Genomic DNA, 17,419 nt, shown 5'->3' on the forward strand with positions numbered 1-17,419 from the left:
GCGACCGGACTGCTCAGGCGCTTCCGCGCAGCGCGGGAAGTGCCTCGGCCAGCGCCTCCCGCCAGTCGCGGATCGGCTCGAGGCCGGCGCTGCCCCAGCTGTCGTGGCCGAGGACGCTGTAGGCCGGCCGCGGCGCCGGCCGGGGGAAGACCTCGGTCGTGGTCGGGCTGATGCGCGAGGGGTCCAGCCCCGCCTCGCGGAACACCTGCTGGGCCAGCTCGAACCACGTGGCGGCACCGGAGGACGTGCCGTGGTAGGTGCCGAACGGTGCGGCCGTCTCCACGAGTCGCACGATGGCCTGCGCCAGGTCGGCGCTCCACGTCGGTTGCCCGGTCTGGTCGGCGACGACCGAGAGCGTCTCCCGCTGGGTCGCCAGGTGGAGCATGGTCTTGACGAAGTTCGGTCCACCGGCGCCGTAGAGCCAGGCCGTGCGCACGGTCCAGGACCCAGGGCAGTACGCACGCACCGCCCACTCCCCGGCGGCCTTGGTGCGGCCGTATGCCGAGCGTGGCGCGAGCGGCGCGTCCTCGGCGTACGGGGCGACCGAGTCGCCCGCGAACACGTAGTCCGTCGAGACGTGGACGAGGCGACCTCCGTGCGTGGCGGCCGCGCGCGCCAGGTTGGCCGCGCCGACAGCGTTGACGGCGAAGGCGTCGGCCTCGTGGGTCTCTGCGTCGTCGACCGCGGTCCAGGCTGCGGCGTTGACCACGACGTCGTGGTTGCGGACGACGTCGTGGCAGGCCTGCGCGTCGGTGACGTCGAGGTCGACCCGTCGCGCGAGGGTCACCTCGGCGTCGCGGGTCGCCAGCACGGACCCGAGGTCCTGGCCGAGCATGCCGCCGGCACCGACGACCAGCCACCGCGTCATCGGCGCGGTCATGCCGGCAGGGCGGCGCGGTCCTTCAGCGGACGCCACCAGGCCTCGTTGTCGCGGTACCACTGCACGACCTCGGCCAGGCCCTGCTCGAACGGCACCTGCGGGGCGTAGCCCAGCTCGTCGGAGATCTTGGTGATGTCGACGGAGTAGCGGCGGTCGTGTCCCTTGCGGTCCTCGACCGGCTCGACCATCTCCCAGCCGACGCCGGACGCTTCGAGCAGCAGGCCGGTGAGCTCCTTGTTGGTCAGCTCGGTGCCGCCGCCGATGTTGTAGACCTCACCGGGGCGACCCGAGGCGCGCACCAGCTCGATCCCCCGGCAGTGGTCATCGACGTGCAGCCAGTCGCGCACGTTCATCCCGTCGCCATAGAGCGGCACCTTGAGCCCGTCGATGAGGTTGGTGACGAACAGCGGGATCAGCTTCTCGGGGAAGTGGTAGGGGCCGTAGTTGTTGGAGCACCGGGTGATGGACACGGGGAGGCCGTGGGTCCGGTAGTAGGACCGCGCGAGCAGGTCCGAGGAGGCCTTGGACGCGGAGTACGGCGAGTTCGGCTCCAGCGGGTGCGTCTCCGGCCAGGAGCCCTCGTCGATGGAGCCGTAGACCTCGTCGGTCGAGACGTGCACGAACGTGTCGATGCCCCGGCGCAGGGCCGCGTCGAGCAGGGTCTGCGTGCCGACCACGTTGGTCATGACGAAGTCGGCGGCCCCGAGGATGGAGCGGTCCACGTGGGACTCGGCCGCGAAGTGGACCACCTGGTCCACCTCGGTCATCAGGTCGTCGACGAGCCCACGGTCGAGGATGTCGCCCTGGACGAACCGCAGCCGGGGCGAGTCGGCGACCGGGTCGAGGTTGTCCCGGTTGCCGGCGTAGGTGAGCTTGTCGAGGACGACGACGTCGGTGTCGGCGAGGGCCGGGTAGGCCCCTTCCAGGGCGCGACGGACGAAGTTGGAGCCGATGAACCCGGCCGCGCCGGTGACGAGGATCTTCACGGGCCCGACCCTACCCAACGTGGCGGTGATGAGAGGGCACCCTTGCCCCGCTAGGGTTTCGACCCATGAAGGGAATCGTGCTCGCGGGAGGCTCAGGGACGAGGCTTCATCCCATCACCCGGGCGATCAGCAAGCAGCTCATGCCGGTCTACGACAAGCCGATGGTCTACTACCCGTTGTCCACGCTGATGATGGCTGACATCCGGGACGTGCTCGTCATCACGACGCCGCAGGACCAGGACCAGTTCCAGCAGCTGCTCGGCGACGGGAGCAGCTGGGGCATGAACCTGAGCTACGCGGTGCAGCCGAGCCCCGACGGACTGGCCCAGGCCTTCCTGATCGGGGAGGACTTCATCGGCGGCGATGCGACCGCGCTCGTGCTGGGGGACAACATCTTCTACGGCACCGGTCTCGGGACGTCGCTGCGGGAGCACACGAAACTGGTCGGCGGGCACGTGTTCGCCCAGCACGTCTCCGACCCGAGTGCCTATGGCGTCGTGCACTTCGACCACTACGGGACGGTCCTTTCGATCGAGGAGAAGCCCGCCGCGCCGAAGTCGAGCTACGCGGTGCCCGGGCTGTACTTCTACGACAACGACGTCGTGGCCATCGCCCGGGACCTCAGGCCCAGTGCGCGTGGAGAGCTGGAGATCACCGGCGTCAACGAGGCCTACCGCGAGCGGGGCGCCCTCTCGGTGAGCGTCCTCCCGCGGGGTACGGCGTGGTTCGACACCGGGACGTTCCAGGGGTTGCTCGAGGCGAGCGAGTTCGTCCACGTGGTGGAGGCCCGGCAGGGCTACAAGATCGGCTGTGTCGAGGAGGTCGCCTGGCGCAACGGGTGGATCACCGACGAGGCCTTCGAACGGCTCGCCCTGGACCAGGTCAAGAGTGGCTACGGCTCCTACATGCTGGACCTGCTCGTTCACCGGGAGGCTGAGCTGTGACGTTCCGGCAGCTGTCGGTGGAGGGTGCCTGGGTCTACGAGCCGCGCCAGTTCCACGACGACAGGGGAGTGTTCCTGGAGTCTTTCCGCAACGACCGGCTCGCCGAGGTGATCGGCCACGAGATGCGCATCCTGCAGACCAACGTCTCGGTGTCCTCCCGGGGCACCGTGCGTGGCATCCACTTCGCCGACGTGCCGCCCTCGCAGGCCAAGTACGTCACCGCGCTCAGCGGATCGTTCATCGACTTCGTGGTCGACATCCGCGTCGGGTCGCCGACCTTCGGACAGTGGGACAGCGTGCTCCTGGACACCAAGGACCGCCGGGCGATCTACATCGGCGAGGGTCTCGGCCACGCGCTCTGCGCGCTCGAGGACAGCTCGACGGTGATGTACCTGTGCAGTGCGACCTACGCCCCCGACCGGGAGCACGGCATCACCCCGATCGACCCCGACGTCGCGCTGCAGTTCCCGCAGGGGCTCGAGCCCCTGTTGTCCGCGAAGGACGCCGCGGCGCCGACGCTGGCCGAGGCCCGCGAGCGCGGCCTCCTCCCGAGCTACGAGGACTGCCGGCACTACTACGCGGAGCTCGCGCAGCGGTAGTCCGTCCGGGGAGGACCGGAGTCAGAGGGCGGGGTACTCCATCTTGGGGCAGGTGTCCATGACCACGGCGAGGCCGGCGTCGTGGGCGCGCTCCGCGGCGGCCTGGTCGACCACGCCGAGCTGCAGCCACACGGTCTCGATGCCCAGCCGGCCCTTCTGCGCGATCGCCTCGTCGACGACGGCGCCGACGTGCGAGGAGTTCACGAAGCAGTCGACCACGGCGACCTTCTCGCCGTCCGGGATGTTGGCCAGGCTGGCGTAGCCGGCTTCGCCGAAGACCTCCTCGGCGCGCGGGTGCACGGGGATGATGCGGTGCCCGAGGGCCTCGCGCATCCAGCGCGAGACGCCGTATGCCGTGCGGCCGGGGTCCGTGGACAGGCCCACCACGGCCCAGGTGGCCGGGGTCTGCAGGACCGACCGGATCACCTCGCGGTCGTTGACGGCGACGGGGCTCATGCGACCACCGGGTGCGGGCGGCCCAGCGCGCGGTAGGTCCAGCCGGCACCGCGCCACCGGGCCGGGTCGAGGGCGTTGCGGCCGTCGATGATGTGCGGGCTGGAGACGACCGCCTTGAGCGCGGCCGGGTCGATGTCGCGGTAGTCCTTCCACTCGGTCAGGTGCAGCACGACGTCGGCGCCCTCGCAGGCCGCCTCGATGGTGTCGGCGTAGCTCATGTCCGGGTGGACGCGTCGGGCGACCGGCAGGGCCTTGGGGTCGTGCACCGTCACCGTGGCGCCCGCGAGGTGGGCCGCCCGGGCCACGTCCAGGGCAGGGGAGTCACGGATGTCGTCGCTGTTGGGCTTGAACGCAGCCCCGAGCACCGCGACCTTCTTGCCGATGAGGGTGCCGCCGCACTCGGCGCGGGCGAGGTCGACCATGCGCGAGCGTCGGCGCAGGTTGATCGCGTCGACCTCGCGCAGGAAGGTCAGCGCCTGGTCGGCGCCCAGCTCGCCGGCGCGGGCCATGAAGGCGCGGATGTCCTTGGGCAGGCAGCCGCCGCCGAAGCCCAGCCCGGCGCCGAGGAACTTGTGCCCGATCCGGTCGTCGTGGCCGATCGCCTCGGCCAGGGCGACCACGTCAGCGCCGGCAGCCTCGCAGACCTCGGCCATGGCGTTGATGAAGGAGATCTTGGTGGCCAGGAACGCGTTGGCCGACACCTTGACCAGCTCGGCGGTGGCGAAGTCGGTCACCAGCCGCGGGGTCCCGGTGGCGAGCGGCGCGGCATACACCTGGTCGAGCAGGGCGACGTCGGCGTCGGCGGTGTCGCCGTCGACGCCGTAGACGAACCGGTCGGGGGCCACGGTGTCCTCGATGGCGAAGCCCTCGCGCAGGAACTCGGGGTTCCAGGCCAGGCGCACCCCGTCACCGGCGGGGGCGCCGCGGCGCAGCCGCTCAAGCACGCGCGCCGCGGTGCCGACCGGGACGGTGGACTTGCCGACCACGAGCGTCGAGGCGCCCAGGTGCGGGGCCAGGGACTCGGCGGCGGCGAAGACGTAGGAGGTGTCGGCGGCGTTCTCGCCGCGCCGCTGGGGGGTGCCCACGCAGATGAAGTGGACGTCGGCACCGGCCGCGGCGGCGTAGTCGCTGGTGAAGGTCAGCCGGCCGGTCGCCAGGGCGCGCTCGAGCAGCTCGTCCAGGCCCGGCTCGAAGATGGGGGCCCGCCCGGCGGCCAGGGCCTCGACCTTGGCCGGGTCGACGTCGATGGCGACGACGGTGTGCCCGAGGTCGGCCATGCAGGCCGCGTGGACCGCCCCGAGGTAGCCGGTGCCGACGACGGAGATTCGAAGAGCCACGGGGCGAGAGTAGCCGGTGGCCACGGCGGGTCGGGGAGCCGAGGTCGCCCCGCGGCGCACGCAGATCCGGTGGCTAGAGTGACGTGCTGCACAGCCGTAACCCACCCCCCACACCGCAGGGAGCAACGACATGCGATTCGGACTGTTCATCCCCCAGGGCTGGCGCATGGACCTGGTCGGCATCGAGCCCGACATGCACTGGGGGGTCATGGCAGGCCTTGCCCGGCGCACCGACGAGCTCGCCCGTGAGTGGGAGTCGATCTGGGTCTACGACCACTTCCACACCGTGCCCGAGCCCTCCGGTGAGGCCACGCACGAGGCGTGGACCCTCATGGCCGCGCTCGGCGCCGTCACCAACAAGGTCCGCCTCGGCCAGATGTGCACCTGCATGAGCTACCGCAACCCCGCCTACCTGGCCAAGGTCGCGGCCACCGTGGACATCGTCACCGAGGGCCGGATCGAGATGGGCATCGGCGCCGGGTGGTACGAGCACGAGTGGCGCGCCTACGGTTACGGCTTCCCGCGGGCGGGCGAGCGCCTGGCCATGCTCGAGGAGGGCGTGCAGATCTTCCGCGACATGTGGACCAAGGGCTCGGCCACCCTGGACGGCAAGCACTACCAGGTCGACGGCGCCATCTGCGCCCCGCGCCCGCTGCAGGGCACCACCTTCCCGGGGTCGCCGCTCAACGGCATCCCCATGTGGATCGCCGGTGGCGGGGAGAAGAAGACGCTGCGCATCGCGGCGCAGTACGCCGACTACACCAACTTCGACGGCAGCCCCGAGGGCTTCGCCCACAAGAGCGAGGTGCTCAAGGGTCACTGCGAGGACCTGGGGCGCGACTTCGGCTCGATCGTCCGCTCGGCCAACTACAACGTGGTCATCGGCGAGAACGAGAAGGAGGTCCAGGACCGCCTCGCGTGGCACAAGGACCACTTCATCCGCGCGGGCCTGTCCGAGGCGCGGGCCGAGGAGCACGTGGCCAACCTCGCCACCCAGCCGGCGGTCGGCACGCCCGACCAGATCGTCGAGACGCTGCGCGGCCTGGAGGCGCAGGGCATGACCTACGCCATCACCTACTTCCAGGAGGCGGCCTACGACACCTCGGGCATCGACCTGTTCGAGAACTACGTCATCCCCGAGCTGATCACCAAGGGCGACTGAGCCCGGGCGCACAGGGGGCGGTCAGCCGGGTCGGCTGGCCGCCCCCTGCCGTGCGCGAGGGGCCCCGCGGTGAGGTGTGTCATGGGTGGCGACCACCCGGCGTACCCGCGGGTAGCATCGCCGCCGTGACCGGTAACCCTTCATTCGACCTGTTCAAGATCTCCGAGGACCACGAGGCGCTGCGTGAGGCGATCCGGTCCATCGCGGAGGACAAGATCGCCCCGTTCGCGGCGGCGGTCGACGAGGAGGCGCGCTACCCGCAGGAGGCGCACGACGCCCTGGTGGCCTCGGACTTCTTCGCGCCGCACATCCCCGAGGAGTACGACGGGGTCGGCGCCGACGCGCTCGCGACCTGCATCGTCATCGAGGAGGTCGCCCGGGCCGACGCCTCCGCGTCGCTGATCCCGGCGGTCAACAAGCTCGGCACCATGCCGCTGATCCTCGGCGCCTCCGAGGAGGTCAAGGCGAAGTACCTGCCGCCGGTCGCGCGGGGCGAGTCGACCTTCTCCTACGGCCTGTCCGAGCGCGAGGCCGGCTCCGACACCGCCTCGATGAAGACGCGCGCCCGCCAGGACGGGGACGACTGGGTCCTCAACGGCCAGAAGAGCTGGATCACCAACGCCGGGGTCTCCGAGTACTACACCGTCCTGGCCGTCACCGACCCCGAGGGCAAGCGCGGCTCCAACGTCACGGCGTTCGTCGTGGAGAAGTCCGACGAGGGCTTCGGCTTCGGCGAGAAGGAGCGCAAGCTCGGCATCAAGGGCAGCCCCACGCGCGAGCTGCACTTCGACAACGTGCGCATCCCGGGCGACCGCGTCGTCGGCGGCGTCGGCGAGGGACTGAAGATCGCGCTGCGCACCCTCGACCACACCCGCGTCACCATCGGCGCCCAGGCCGTCGGCATCGCCCAGGGCGCGCTCGACTTCGCGATCGGCTACGTCAAGGAGCGCAAGCAGTTCGGCAGCCGGGTCGCCGACTTCCAGGGCATCCAGTTCATGCTCGCCGACATGGCGATGGAGCTCGAGGCCGCGCGTCAGATGGTCTACGTCGCCGCCGCCAAGTCCGAGCGCGGCGACAAGGACCTGCCGTTCTTCGGTGCCGCTGCCAAGTGCTACGCCTCGGACGTGGCCATGAAGGTGACCACCGACGCGGTGCAGCTGCTCGGTGGCTCCGGCTACGTCAAGGACTTCCCGGTCGAGCGGATGATGCGTGACGCCAAGATCACCCAGATCTACGAGGGCACCAACCAGATCCAGCGCGTCGTGATGGCGCGGCAGCTGCTCAAGGGCTGACCCGCGCATACCGGCTTGAGCGTGAGAGCCCCTGCCCCGCAAGGGGACCGGGGCTCTCCTGCTTGGGTATGCCGTGTCGTCGGCCTGCGCCGTCGGCGGCCGGGCCAGCCGCCCTGAGACCTACCTCAGCCGAGTCGGCGCAGCTGGGGCCAAAGGGTGGCCCAGGGCCGTGTCGGGGAGGCGCACAACCACACGGGTTGGCCCTGCTCGTCGTTCTCGAGGTCGACGCCGTCGTCGATCGTGGTGACGCGCCGGACATCGGTGAACCACCGGCGAAGGTCTGCCTCCGGGTAGCCGACGACGACCGCGGTGTCCGCGCCGGCCGGCGGGGGCCCGAGGTCCCAGAGGCTGTTGTGGCCGCTGTAGGTGGCGACGTCGGGGCGGTAGTGCAACACGGCTCCTGCCTCGCCGTAGTTGCCGCCGAGGAAGATCGTGCGTTGGCGTTGCCGGGCCGGCAACGCGTCGTGGACCCGCCCGACGGTCGCGGCGAAGCGGGGCCAGCCGACCGTCTCGCCGGCGTCGTAGTTGATGGCGACCACCGGGGTCTCGTGCAGCGCGGCGAGGGGGGTGACAGGCAGCATCAGCACCACCGACACCGCCGCCGACAGGGCGAGGGCCCAGCGCAGCCGGGAGGCACGCGCGCGGGTGGCGCCGCGGTGCACCCACGCGACTGTGGGTTCGCCTCCGGCGGCGAGCAGCGCGGGATACATGCCGCACAGGTAGTAGGGCTTCCCGCCGGTCGCGACGAACATGACCACCAGCACCGCGTAGGCGATGGCCAGGCAGCGCCACCTGGCCAGACGGGGGTCGCGACCCAGGCGCCACAGGCCGGCGGCCCACACCGGCGTCAGCACCGGACTGATCAACAGCACCTGGTACGGGAGGAACAGCCACCGCGGCTGGCTGGTGCCGGAGTGGCCGCTGGCGATCAAGGTGGACAGCGTGAGCTGGGGCCAGCCGTGGGTGGCCTGCCAGGCCAGGTTCGGTGCCCAGAGCACCAGCGCGATCCCCACGCCGGCCCAGAGCCAGCGGGACGTGAGCACCCGGCGAGGACCGGCAGTCACGACGCCGACCAGGAGAGCAAGGAGCAGGAAGACGGGAAGCGTCTTGATCTCGAGGCTGGTCCCGGCTGCCAGCCCGACGAGCAGCCACGCACGCCCGTCATCGCGAAGAGCCCGCACGACGAGCCAGGTCACCGTCGTCCAGGCGAGGAGGTCGAACGTCGACGTCGAGGCCAGGTGGCTGACCGCGACGAGCACCGCCGACGCCGCCATGGACCCGGCCGCAACCATCTGCGCAGCACGTGGGGCCTGGAACTCGCGGGCGGTCAGCCCGGTGACGAGGACGGTCAGGCCCCCGGCCAGCGCCGACGGCAGGCGCAGCCAGACCAGCGAATGCCCCGGGAGAGCGTCCATCGCGTGGGCCAGCAACGGCACCAGCGGCGGCTGGTCGACATACCCCCAGGCCGGGTGCGCGCCGATCGCCAGGAAGTACAGCTCGTCACGGTGGTAGCCGTAGCCGACGCTGCCAGCGAGCAGGACCACCGCAAACGCCACCGACAACAGGGCAAGGCCCCGCCACGCCGTCGTGCCACGCCCCGAGTACATGCATTCCCCCACCTGGTGCGCGCGCCCCTTCCTCCGGCGCGGAACCACCTCGGGTGACGGTACTCATCACCGTGGCGCCGGCGCAGACTTTTGCCCTCCTCCACGACGGGGCAGGGCACAGGTGACCTCGGAGTGACAGGGGCGGGAACGCCGGCGAGCGGGCTCCCGCTGCTGGCTCGCCGGGTTCAGTCGCAGTCCAGGCCGCGGCAGAGCACGCTCGTGCAGCCGTAGTGGGAGCGGTCCGAACCGCAGATCGGGCACCGGGCCGGGACCGGCCGGCGCTCGTCACCCTGCCGGAGCTCCCGTGCGCCCGTCATCGCCCCACCGCCCGCAGGACACGGTCGCTGGTGCGCTCCACGTGCCCGCACTGCTGACACACGATGACCGGACCCGAGGGGTGGGCGACCACGCGACGGGACAGGGGTGTGTGGCACCGGAAGCACTGCCGGGCGAGGACCTGCCGCAGCCGGCTTCGGCGGCGCACGGTGTGGGACGAGCTGGCAACAGTCATTGGCCCATGCTCGGAGGTTGCAGGAATCGAGGCCGGGGCCCAAGGTCCCTCCCCCCGGGGAAGGCAACGCGATGAGCACCGCCTGAGGGTGGCCTGTCGGGAGAAGTCAGGCCATCCACGCATTTCGGTGGAATGTCAAGAGGTCTGGTCGGGGCCTCGGGTCTGTTCTTGGTAAAGCCCGAATCGGCGCCCCGCCCGCATCGCTACCGTCGAAAGAGCACACCTGGCGAGGACCGGCTGCAAGGGGGTGGCGGTCATGGCTTCGGAGTCAGCGCTACGGCAGGCGGGTTGTCGATGCGGTCATGCCCGCGCGTCAACGCATCGCGGCGCGGGGTGACCACGATGTCCCAGCTCGCGTGGGCCGGCCTCCTGGCCACGGTGTGTGCCCTGCTGGCGTGGGGGGAGTGGCTGATGTTCTGTGTCTGGCTGGTGCGGTTCACCGGGTCGAGCGAGTGCCTCAAGGACGCCGCGGTCGTCGCGCGGTCGTTCAGGGCACCGCGGTCCACCGGGCCTGTCGGCCCGACGGCCACCGGGCCGCTGGTCCCGGGCGTCCACAACGAGGTCCTCGCGGCCGCCGCCCGGCGGCGCCGGGCCGGGGTCCAGACCACCGTGCGCCCCGGCGGTGGCGCCCGCACAGCACCCGGGCGTGGAACCGGCCGCTGACGTTCCGTCTCGCGGCGGCGCGTGTGCGGCGTCCCGGCTGACCCGGCATACCGGCTGGTGCCCCGGGCGCCAACGTCCTTGTGGGGCAGGGGTTCTGGCCGTGGCCTCCCTCAGCAACCTTGTCGCCGCGAGTGCCGTGCCCTACCGTCGAGAAAGCATGCCCGCTGCCCTCTGGGGGCCGGCACGGCCGTCGCCCCCCGGGAGCTCGAACCGGGGCCGGTGGCGCGCCCGCGGCCCCCGATGACGGGAGACGCCATGTCCACGGCTGTCAGCGGCACCGACCACGCCCCCAGCGGGCACCTGCGCAGGGACGTCGGCTTCTGGGGTCTGATGTTCGTCTCCCTGGGGTCGATCATCGGGTCCGGCTGGTTGCTGGGTGCCCTCACCGCGGCCACGCTGGCCGGGCCGGCCTCCCTGGTCTCCTGGCTGGTGGCCGCCGTCATGCTGGCCCTGCTCGCGCTCGTCCATGCCGAGCTCGGTGCGTCCTACCCCGCGGCCGGTGGCACCGCGCGCTTCCCCCGGTTCGTCTTCGGGCCCCTCGCAGGCTTCACCGCCGGCTGGATGGCGTGGCTCCAGGCCGTGAGCATCGCGCCCATCGAGGTCGAGGCGACCCTGTCGTACATCGACCACATCTCCTGGGTCAGCTCCCGCATCAGCATCCTGCGGGTCGACGGCACCCTGACGCCGACCGGCCTCGTCCTCGCGACCGTGTTCATGGCCGTGTTCACGGTGATCAACCTCGTCGGGGTCAAGCTCATGGCCGAGACCAATGGGGTGGCGGTGGTGTGGAAGACGGCCATCCCGCTGTTGACCGTCGTCGTGCTCATCTCCCTGTCGTTCCACCCCTCCAACTTCACCGCTGGTGGGGGCTTTGCCCCGTACGGCGCGCACGGCGTCTTCGCGGCGCTGCCCGCGGGCGTCGTGTTCGCCCTGCAAGGGTTCGAGCAGGCCATCCAGATGGCCGGGGAGGCCCGGCACCCCCAAAGAGACGTGTCCCGTGCGGTCCTTGCGTCGATGGCTGTCGGCACCGTCGTCTACCTGCTGCTCGAGGTGGCCTTCATCGGTGCCATCTCACCCGCGAACCTCGCGCACGGCTGGGCCAACCCCGTGGGCAAGGGCGACTTCGGGCCCTACGCGACCCTGGCGGTGGCGGCCGGCGCCGGATGGCTGGCAGCCCTGCTCTACATCGACGCGGTCATCTCGCCGGCGGGCACGGGGCTGGTCTACGTGGCCACGTCCTCGCGCATCTCCTACGCTCTGGGGCGCGAGAAGGAGCTGCCGCGGGTCCTCGCCCGGGTGAACCTGCGCGGGGTCCCGGTGGCCTCGATCCTGCTGGCCTTCGTCGTCGGCCTGATTGCGTTCCTGCCCTTCCCGTCCTGGCAGTCCCTCGTGGGCCTGGTGACCTCGGCCACGGCGATCATGTACGCGTTCGCCCCGGTCTCCCTCTACGCCCTGCGCCAGCGCGACCCGGACCGGCCCCGGCCGTACCGGCTGCCGGCGTACCGCCTCCTGTCCCCGGCGGCCTTCGTGTCCGCGAACCTGATCGTCTACTGGTCCAGCTACGAGGCGACCTGGAAGCTGTGCGTGGCCCTGCTCGTCGGGCTGGCCATCTTCGCGGTCAACCGGTGGCGGCTCCCCGCGGCTGACCGGGGGCCGCTCGACGCGCGCTCGGCTGCGTGGGTCTGGCCGTGGCTGGCCGGGATGGTCATCATCGGCTACCTCGGTCGCTACGGAGGCAACAAGACGATCCCGAACTGGTGGGACCTCGTCATCGTGGTCGTCTTCGCCGTCGTGATGTACGAGGTCGCGGAGAAGGTCGCGCTCAACGCCGCGCAGGTGCGGGACCTGGTGGACGCCGAGGCCGAGGACCTGGCCGCCGGCCCACTGGACGCGACAGCCCGCTGAGGACCGTGCGGCCCTGACCGCGTCAGGTGTGGCAGACGACGCTGTGGTCGACGAAGTCCAGCCGGTCGAGGCTGACGTGGCGGCACTGGCACACCCACACCCCGACGGGCACCACGATGCCCCGGAGCCGGGCGTCCTCGCGGGCGCAGTGCAGGTGGTAGGCGCGGCGCGCGCGGTTGAGCAGTCGGCGCACGCGGCTCACCTCGGGAGGGTCGCCGACGAACGCGGCGAGATCCGGACCGCTAGGGCGTTGAGCAGGGACTTCATGCCCGCCGAGTGTACGAGCAACACGCGGCGCAGCCCAGCCACAGGGCCCTTCGTCCCGGGGCGTGGGCTTCCGACGCCACACCAGGTCACTCACGCCACGGCAGCCACCCCGGCGGCCGCCGGCTCAGCCCTCCTCGCCAGCGGTGGTGCCCTTCATCCGGTCGTCGATCATGCTGACCACGGTGGGGTCGGCCAGGGTGGTCACGTCGCCGAGCTCCCGGTGCTCGGCCACGTCGCGCAACAGGCGACGCATGATCTTGCCGGAGCGGGTCTTGGGCAGGTCCGGGGTGAGCAGGATCTGCCGCGGCCGGGCGATCTTGCCGATCTCGGTCGCCACGTGGTCCCGCAGCTCCGCGATGAGCTTCTCGCCGGAGGCCGGGTCGTCGGCGACGTGGCCGCGCACGGTCACGAACGCCACGATGCCCTGGCCCGTGGTGGGGTCGCTCGCCCCGACCACCGCGGCCTCGGCGACCGCCGGGTGGGAGACCAGGGCCGACTCGACCTCGGTCGTGGAGATGCGGTGGCCGGAGATGTTCATGACGTCGTCGACGCGGCCGAGCAGCCAGATGTCCCCGTCGTCGTCCTTCTTGGCCCCGTCCCCGGCGAAGTACAGGCCGTCGAACCGGGACCAGTACGTCTCGCGGTAGCGGGCCTCGTCGCCCCAGATCCCGCGGAGCATGCCCGGCCAGGGCTCGGTGAGCACCAGGTAGCCACCGCCACCGTTCGGGACCGGGGTGCCGTTGCCGTCCACGACCTCGGCCCCGATGCCGGGGAACGGCGTCATCGCCGCACCGGGCTTGGTGGCGGTGATGCCCGGCAGCGCGGTGATCATGATGCCGCCGGTCTCGGTCTGCCACCACGTGTCGACGACCGGGCACCGGCTGCCGCCGATGTGCGTGCGGTACCACATCCACGCCTCGGGGTTGATCGGCTCGCCGACCGACCCGAGCAGGCGCAGCGAGGACAGGTCGTGCCCGGAGGGCAGGTCCTCGCCCCACTTCATGAAGGTCCGGATCGTCGTCGGCGCCGTGTAGAGGACCGTGACGCCGTGGTCCTCGACGATGCGCCACCACCGGTCCCGACCCCCGGCATCGGGCGTGCCCTCGTACATCACCGACGTCGTGCCGTTGGCCAACGGCCCGTAGACGATGTAGCTGTGCCCGGTGACCCAGCCGATGTCGGCGGCGGTCCAGAACACGTCGGTCTCGGGCTTGATGTCGAAGATCAGCCGGTGCGTGGCCGCGACGTGGGTGAGGTAGCCGCCCGTCGTGTGCAGGATGCCCTTGGGCTTGGCCGTGGTGCCAGAGGTGTACATGACGTAGAGCGGGTGCTCGCTGTCGTGGGCCTGGGCCTCGTGCCGCGGGCTCTGCCGGTCGACCGCCTCGTGCCACCACACGTCACGCCCCGGGGTCCACGACACGTCCTGGCCGGTACGCCGCACCACCAGCACCGTCCGCACGTCGGGCAGGTCCTTGGTCGCCTCGTCGACCGCCGGCTTGAGTGCGGCAGCCGCCCCGCGCCGGTAGCCGCCGTCCGCGGTGATGACGACCCGGGCGTCGCAGTCGATGATCCGGTTGCGCAGCGCCTCGGCGGAGAACCCGCCGAAGACCACCGTGTGTGGCGCACCGAGCCGGGCACAGGCCAGCATGGCCACGACCGTCTCGGGGATCATCGGCATGTAGATGGCCACCCGGTCGCCGCTGCGCACCCCGAGCTCGGTCAGCGCGTTGGCCGCCCGGCACACGAGGTCCAGCAGCTCGGCGTAGGTGATGTCTCGGGTGTCTCCCTCCGGCTCCCCGACCCAGTGGTAGGCCACGCGGTCACCCCGCCCCGCCGCCACGTGGCGGTCGACGCAGTTCACCGCGACGTTGAGGCGTCCGCCGGCGAACCACCGCGCGAACGGGGCGTTGCTCCAGTCCAGCACCTGCTCCCACGGCTGGGCCCATTCCAGGCGCTCGGCCTCGCTCGCCCAGAACGCCAGCCGGTCGGCCGCGGCCCGCTCGTAGATCTCCGGCTGGGCGTTGGCCTGCGTGCTGAACTCGGGTGACGGGGCGAAGCGCCGCGTCTCGGTGAGCAGTGCCGACAGCTCGGTCTCGTCGCCCACGGCGACCACCTCCAGGGTGTGGGGCCCTCGGGCGCCGGCCGGTCGTGGGCCGGCGCCCGAGTCCTTCGGTCAGGGGACTCAGCTGCGGCCGGTGGCGGGCATCGGCCAGGTGGGCAGGACGGTGCGCTTCCAGGTGGAGTTCGTGACAGCGGCGAAGGAGGTGTACCAGGCGGCCGCAGCGGTCGCCAGGCCCAGCCAGCCGCCGATCTTGGTCCACGACGAGGTCGCCGGCACGGTGCTGCCGAACGCCCCGATGGTGAGGAACAGGAAGGTCAGCGTCAGCAACGCGAAGACGGCGGTGACTGCGCCGCTCACGCGGAGCGCGCCCATCGTCATGTAGGCCGTGAAGATGGTCCAGCCGAGCAGGTAGATGCCGACGGCCGAGTGGATCTGACCGATCGGCACAGCCCGGAGGGAGAACGTGGCAAGGAACCAGTACGACAGCCAGAACGCGCCGTAGGAGCTGAACGCGACCGCACCGAAGGTGTTGCCGCGGCGGAACTCCCACATCCCGGCGAAGAACTGCGTCCCGCCGCCGTAGAACAGGGCAAGCCCGAGCACGGTGGGGGCGATGGCGGCGTTCATGAGGCCGGCGTTGACGACACTGAGGACCATCGTCGTCATGGCGAACCCGGCAAGCCCCAGGGGTGCCGGGTCGGCCACGGCAGCCTCGGCCACGGGGGCCGCGGCCGGGGCGAGGGGTTCAGCGGCGGTGGTCATGCCCGCGGTGGGGGTCGTGATTCGACTGTCAGACATCGGAGCGGCTCCTTATCCGGATCGACCCGGCTGAGGGTCAGCCGGTGCTCCCCTTGCTGCTGACAGGGCACTGACGCGTGCCGACGATCCGCCGGTCGGTGCATCAGCACCCCGGCGGGCAGATGAGCCCCCGGTCGGTACGACGCGGCCCCCGGTGCCGTGGGACCGTGCCTACGGCGTGCCCCCCGACGTCCGGGGGAGATGCGTCATGTCGGCGACGGGGTGCCTATCTCCCCGCTCCTGTACTTGCCCTTCAAGTCTCGCACCGCGAGCAGGGTGCGTCTACAGACCGGTCGCCGGCGTCCGCCGGGCGGTGGGCGGCCTCAGTGACGGGCGCCGTAGGCAGCCAGGGCGCCACGCACCTCGGGACGCGCGGCGTAGGCCCCGGCGCTGAGGAAGGTCTGCTGCACGATCTCGTGGATGCGGCCACGGGCCAGCAGGTCGTTGCCCATCACCTCGTGCTCGGCGCGGCCGGGGCGGAACACGACGACACTGGTGCCCCGGTCGCGCAGCGCCTGCACCTCGCGCCGCGCCAGCCGGGCCGCGCGCCAGCGGGTGGCGCCGTAGACGTCGGTCGGGACGGTGGCGTGGCCCGACATCGGCGAGACGACGATGACGAGCTCCAGGTCGCGCTCCCACACGACGGCGGCGTTGGTGGGGGAGTGGGTGCCGCCGTCGACGTACTCGTGGTCGCCGATCCGCACCGGCGCGAAGTAGCCGGGCAGCGCGCAGGACGCGGCGATCGCCCGGTGCAACGGGGCGTCGGGGGAGCCCGGGCGCCCGAAGACGACCCGCCGGCCGTCGTCGCGACGCACGGTGCAGATCCACAGGTCGCGTGCCGGCCAGGAGTGCCCCTCGACCTTGCGCAGCATCCCGAGCTGCTCGGCGATGTCGCGCTGGCCCGGGGCCAGGCGCGCGATACCCGCCACGAGGGGCCGGAACCGCGTGGGGCGCGTCACCGCGTGGCGGACGACGCCCCAGCCAGGTGGTGCCGGCAGGCGGCGGACCATGTGCAGCGGGCGGAGCGGGTCGAGCTCCGGGACCTCGGTGCCGACGAGCTCGTTGAGCAGCTGGCCCTCGGTGGACAGCGGCGCCCGCACGGTCCAGGCAGCGAGCTCCGAGGCGGGGATGCCGACGCGCAGCAGCGACCCGGTGATCGCCCCGGCCGAGGTGCCCACGATGACGTCCGCGGTGCGCGGGTCCCAGCCGTAGTCGTGCTCGAGCATCGCGAGCACGCCGGCGTGGTACGCCTGTCCGACGACACCGCCGGCGCCGAGGACCAGGCCCACGCCACCCACCCGGTCGAGGATGGGTGAGCCGGTCGGGTTACGGCAAGGGCTGTCCCACCCGTGACTCGTTGACCGCCCCGCCACGCCGGACCCTGGGTGAGCGGGCCTCCAGGCGGCATCATGGACGGGTGGAAGGGACCCCCGAACGGCGGGACCGCGACGCCGAGGGCCGCGCGCGTCAGGCACGTCCGCGCGACGCGCTGGGGCGACCGCTGCCGTACGACGCCGCCGGGGTCGAGCCGGTCCCGGAAGCGGCCCTGCCGCCGCAGGAGACCATCGACGCGGCCCGCGGGCTGCTCGAGGCGGGGCGCCCGTTCTCCGCCCATGAGGTCATCGAGGCGCGGTGGAAGGCCTGCCCCGTCGAGGAGCGCGAGCTCTGGCAGGGGCTCGCGCAGATCTGCGTCGGGCTCACGCACTCCGCCCGCGGCAACGACGTGGGTGCCGTGCGACTGGTCGACCGTGGGATCGCCCGGCTGGACGAGTACGTGCGAAGCGACGGGCCGCTCTACGGCCTCGACCCCGTGGCCATCGCGACCTGCGCGCGTGCGCGGGTCCGGCCGGCGTCCGGCGGCTGAGGCCGGGGGGCGACCCCGCGGGTGGCAGGCGCGCATCCGAGCGTATTCCGCTCGACGGCGGCCGGTGGAAGAGTGAAAGGTTGCCG

General features: G+C 71.7%; 16 protein-coding genes. 7 read left to right on the forward strand and 9 right to left on the reverse strand.

Annotated elements, in window-relative coordinates; all coding sequences use genetic code 11:
- Window positions 1-13: 13 nt before the first annotated feature.
- Both rfbD and rfbB read right to left on the reverse strand, forming a co-directional pair.
- Entirely contained in the window at window positions 14-880 is an 867-nt protein-coding gene (gene rfbD / locus FB474_RS03325; RefSeq protein WP_246092023.1) for a dTDP-4-dehydrorhamnose reductase, read from the reverse strand.
- On the reverse strand, window positions 877-1,866 hold the full coding sequence (rfbB, locus tag FB474_RS03330; protein WP_141787361.1) for a dTDP-glucose 4,6-dehydratase: 990 nt from the start codon (window positions 1,864-1,866) through the stop codon (window positions 877-879). The genes rfbD and rfbB overlap by 4 nt, the downstream gene beginning before the upstream one ends.
- 65 nt (window positions 1,867-1,931) lie before the next feature.
- Between rfbB and rfbA the strand changes: the two genes are divergently transcribed.
- Both rfbA and FB474_RS03340 read left to right on the forward strand, forming a co-directional pair.
- Window positions 1,932-2,810, forward strand: coding sequence for a glucose-1-phosphate thymidylyltransferase RfbA (rfbA, locus tag FB474_RS03335; RefSeq protein ID WP_141787362.1), 879 nt, complete (start codon window positions 1,932-1,934; stop codon window positions 2,808-2,810).
- On the forward strand, window positions 2,807-3,409 hold the full coding sequence (locus tag FB474_RS03340; protein WP_141787363.1) for a dTDP-4-dehydrorhamnose 3,5-epimerase family protein: 603 nt from the start codon (window positions 2,807-2,809) through the stop codon (window positions 3,407-3,409). The genes rfbA and FB474_RS03340 overlap by 4 nt, the downstream gene beginning before the upstream one ends.
- A gap of 21 nt (window positions 3,410-3,430) precedes the next feature.
- Here FB474_RS03340 and FB474_RS03345 read toward each other — a convergent pair whose 3' ends face one another.
- Together FB474_RS03345 and FB474_RS03350 are read right to left on the reverse strand one after the other, a co-directional pair.
- A complete protein-coding gene (locus tag FB474_RS03345) occupies window positions 3,431-3,865 on the reverse strand; it encodes a CoA-binding protein (RefSeq protein ID WP_141787364.1) in 435 nt (144 codons plus the stop codon).
- Window positions 3,862-5,202: a UDP-glucose dehydrogenase family protein gene (locus FB474_RS03350; protein WP_281286289.1), complete on the reverse strand. Its 1,341-nt coding sequence runs from the start codon at window positions 5,200-5,202 to the stop codon at window positions 3,862-3,864. The genes FB474_RS03345 and FB474_RS03350 overlap by 4 nt, the downstream gene beginning before the upstream one ends.
- A 130-nt stretch (window positions 5,203-5,332) precedes the next feature.
- Between FB474_RS03350 and FB474_RS03355 the strand changes: the two genes are divergently transcribed.
- Window positions 5,333-6,364, forward strand: a complete 1,032-nt coding sequence (locus FB474_RS03355) for an LLM class F420-dependent oxidoreductase (protein ID WP_141787366.1) — start codon at window positions 5,333-5,335, stop codon at window positions 6,362-6,364.
- Between the two features lie 125 nt (window positions 6,365-6,489).
- Window positions 6,490-7,656, forward strand: a complete 1,167-nt coding sequence (locus FB474_RS03360; protein WP_141787367.1) for an acyl-CoA dehydrogenase family protein — start codon at window positions 6,490-6,492, stop codon at window positions 7,654-7,656.
- Between the two features lie 125 nt (window positions 7,657-7,781).
- On the opposite strand, the gene FB474_RS03365 is transcribed toward FB474_RS03360, so the two are convergent.
- A complete protein-coding gene (locus FB474_RS03365; protein WP_221632420.1) occupies window positions 7,782-9,212 on the reverse strand; it encodes an ArnT family glycosyltransferase in 1,431 nt (476 codons plus the stop codon).
- A gap of 904 nt (window positions 9,213-10,116) precedes the next feature.
- On the opposite strand from FB474_RS03365, the gene FB474_RS03370 reads away from it, so the two are divergent.
- Together FB474_RS03370 and FB474_RS03375 are read left to right on the forward strand one after the other, a co-directional pair.
- Complete coding sequence (locus tag FB474_RS03370) at window positions 10,117-10,437, forward strand: hypothetical protein (RefSeq protein WP_141787369.1); 321 nt, start codon at window positions 10,117-10,119, stop codon at window positions 10,435-10,437.
- A gap of 255 nt (window positions 10,438-10,692) precedes the next feature.
- On the forward strand, window positions 10,693-12,342 hold the full coding sequence (locus FB474_RS03375; RefSeq protein ID WP_221632421.1) for an APC family permease: 1,650 nt from the start codon (window positions 10,693-10,695) through the stop codon (window positions 12,340-12,342).
- A gap of 22 nt (window positions 12,343-12,364) precedes the next feature.
- Here the strand turns inward: FB474_RS03375 and FB474_RS20600 are convergent, their stop codons facing one another.
- The 4 genes from FB474_RS20600 to FB474_RS03390 all read right to left on the reverse strand — a co-directional run bounded on the left by FB474_RS20600 (window position 12,365) and on the right by FB474_RS03390 (window position 16,767).
- Window positions 12,365-12,535, reverse strand: coding sequence for a hypothetical protein (locus FB474_RS20600; RefSeq protein ID WP_185746015.1), 171 nt, complete (start codon window positions 12,533-12,535; stop codon window positions 12,365-12,367).
- Between the two features lie 198 nt (window positions 12,536-12,733).
- A complete protein-coding gene (acs, locus tag FB474_RS03380) occupies window positions 12,734-14,713 on the reverse strand; it encodes an acetate--CoA ligase (RefSeq protein ID WP_221632422.1) in 1,980 nt (659 codons plus the stop codon).
- A 78-nt stretch (window positions 14,714-14,791) separates the two neighbouring features.
- Window positions 14,792-15,469, reverse strand: coding sequence for an acetate uptake transporter (locus FB474_RS03385; protein ID WP_246092024.1), 678 nt, complete (start codon window positions 15,467-15,469; stop codon window positions 14,792-14,794).
- Window positions 15,470-15,792: 323 nt separating this feature from the next.
- On the reverse strand, window positions 15,793-16,767 hold the full coding sequence (locus tag FB474_RS03390; RefSeq protein WP_141787371.1) for a patatin-like phospholipase family protein: 975 nt from the start codon (window positions 16,765-16,767) through the stop codon (window positions 15,793-15,795).
- Between the two features lie 119 nt (window positions 16,768-16,886).
- Here FB474_RS03390 and FB474_RS03395 point away from each other — a divergent pair, with 119 nt between their 5' ends.
- Window positions 16,887-17,333, forward strand: a complete 447-nt coding sequence (locus FB474_RS03395; RefSeq protein ID WP_141787372.1) for a DUF309 domain-containing protein — start codon at window positions 16,887-16,889, stop codon at window positions 17,331-17,333.
- Window positions 17,334-17,419 lie beyond the last annotated feature (86 nt).

Source organism: Oryzihumus leptocrescens (assembly GCF_006716205.1).
Lineage (GTDB): Bacteria > Actinomycetota > Actinomycetes > Actinomycetales > Dermatophilaceae > Oryzihumus > Oryzihumus leptocrescens.